Origin of the sequence: Kineococcus auxinigenes (assembly GCF_050871525.1) — a bacterium.
Classification (GTDB): domain Bacteria; phylum Actinomycetota; class Actinomycetes; order Actinomycetales; family Kineococcaceae; genus Kineococcus.
Window position 1 is genome coordinate 1 of sequence record NZ_JBKBCT010000147.1, and the last position, 835, is coordinate 835.

Below are 835 nucleotides of genomic sequence, written 5' to 3' on the forward strand. Positions count from 1 at the left end.
GTCCCTTGGGGGTGTAGCTGCGGTTCTGGCAGTTGCTCCACTGCACGTCCACGCGCGGCTGCGAGGCCGGCACGGTGTAGATGCTGGTGTTGTACTGGTTCACGTTGAACGCCGCCACGCCGTTGTACCTGTCCGTCACCTGGCCGGTGAGGTTGCGCACCATGGCGGCGGAGTTGGCGGCCTGGGGCGCTGTGCTGATGTCCTGCTTCCACACGCTGCTCGCCCCGAAGGCGTCGATGGCTCCGCCGGGAGCGGGCGTGTGGACCGCCCGGGCCGCGACGTGTCGCTGGGCTCGCTCGACCAGGGGGCCACCAGCGGCTTGAGCCGGCGCTACGGTGCTCATCGCGGTGAGCAGGCCCACCACCACGGTGGTGACGAGCGTCGTGCGTGCGGTGCCGAGCACGGGCATGGTCGGAGCTCCTGGTGAGGTGTTCGGATGACACCTCGTGCATCGGCTCCAACGGCGTCGGTGCTGTACGCAGGACGGGTGATTCCCCGGTCGAACCACCCGAACGGTTGTGTGACACCCAGCGAGGGGTCACTTCACGTGACGACCTGGTGGGCGAGGAGCAGGTCGCCCGTCCCCCGGACGGGTGAGTGTTCACCGCGTTCCGGCCTCACCGCGTCCTCGCAGTGCGTGCAGTGCACTCCCGAGGCCACCCGTTGGACCTCGAAGCGCCGACTCAGCCCCTGCGACGGCTCAGCCTCTGCGACGGCTGAGCCGGACCGGGTGAGTCCGGTCAGTTGCCGGGCTTGCCGTGGTGCATGGGCAGGGCCTGCAGCTTGTCCCAGGGGAAGTTCTGCATGATCGAGTAGCTCGGCTTGCCCTGCATCA

The 835-nt window shown here is 68.6% G+C and carries 1 protein-coding gene; it reads right to left on the reverse strand.

Annotated features, from left to right (window positions below; genetic code table 11):
• Positions 1-409: hypothetical protein (locus ACRYR9_RS19695; RefSeq protein ID WP_432499189.1), on the reverse strand; the 409-nt coding region annotated here is incomplete at its 3' end.
• Positions 410-835: the final 426 nt, after the last annotated feature.